This window comes from Ruegeria sp. AB9 (assembly GCF_056542585.1).
Genome location: NZ_JBQGAA010000056.1, coordinates 1 through 1,246, shown reverse-complemented (window position 1 = coordinate 1,246; position 1,246 = coordinate 1). Strand labels below are relative to the sequence as shown.

1 protein-coding gene is annotated in these 1,246 nt (G+C 50.4%); it reads right to left on the bottom strand.

The annotated features are described in order from the left end of the window. Positions 1-926: 926 nt before the first annotated feature. Entirely contained in the window at positions 927-1,118 is a 192-nt protein-coding gene (locus tag ACR0K5_RS25085; protein WP_480535058.1) for a DDE-type integrase/transposase/recombinase, read from the bottom strand. Positions 1,119-1,246: the final 128 nt, after the last annotated feature.

Below are 1,246 nucleotides of genomic sequence, written 5' to 3'. Positions count from 1 at the left end.
AGTAAGAACGTGTTTGCCGCGTTTGAAAATACGACCGCCGCGGAATATGTGACTGGCTTTATTGTTTGTGTGCTCTAATACCATTTACTCGTTAATCCCCTATCGGGCCCCGACATTGGAAAATGACCGACCCGGGTGCCGCATACATGTCATCCGGTGTTCCAAAATGTTGATTGCCTGACGCGAGCCTGAGACGGTTGGCGAATGCGTTCGGTTCCCAGTGCGCCTGTCGGCTCGAACCGCTGGGATCGCCTGTCATGAATGTGATTTGAATGCTGCAAGGTCAGGTCTTGCATTTAAGCCGCAAATCTCCGACATCCGCTGCAAAGTCGGCCATAAGCAAGTATTCCCGATTCATCCGAAATGATCTCCCTGAATACGAGCCCCCACCCATAAAATTCACGTTAAAGGGTATTAGCGTTTGGCGTTATCCGGGCAGCGAAACGAAAGCCGTCTAATTTCCTTGCAATGGCGCGGCGAGACCACAATTTTATCCAGTTTGCGAAAATCAACCTGCGGCCTGAGTGGGTTAGAACTGCTGATCCACCCGTTCTCGGCAGGAATCTGACAATCTCAACCCCAGCGGCTGCATCCCACGGTTGTGTCGCAAAATTTGGAGTGGTCAAAATCGAACTCTTCCCAGGGCATACCTATCCTGCGATCTCAGCGAAATTCCTAAAGCCGGATGCCGCCGTTTGGGGGAATTGCCGTTTTCGGATCATGTCAGCAACTTCAATGCCGTCCAGCGTAGTTGACGCAGATGCGAAAGATTTGAAACCAAACCACACATGTGCCAGACTCGCCGTTTGATAAACCTGTGATCCTGCTCGATCATGTTGTTCAAAAATGTAGACCTGAGGATTTGTACTTTGGCTGGGCAGCTAAATCGCTTCAGGATTCGGTTCACCTCTCGAATGTCCGCTCCATTAGCGCCGATCTTGTCTATCGCGATTTTGTTTGGGATGCCGTTTGAAAATAAGACCTTTGCAAAAAAACCTAGTCATTGCGAGGCCGTTTCGTCGTTCAGACAGCATAAAATCAAGCGTGTTTCCTACCTTGCCGATCGTACGGTAGAGACACACCAACTTGCCGCGAACACGTAAATAAGTCTCATCCATACATCAGGAATTCCGAGTAGGTTGTTTCTTCGACTGCGCTCGCGTAGCAACCATTGGTGCATATTTGCCAACCCATCTGTTGAGAGTGGCAGCGTCGACTCACACACCGCGTTCGGCCATGCGCGCGC

Coding starts and splice junctions, on each gene's coding strand:
- ACR0K5_RS25085 (WP_480535058.1), bottom strand. CDS start 1,118: ATGGATGAGACTTATTTACGTGTTCGCGGCAAGTTGGTGTGTCTCTAC.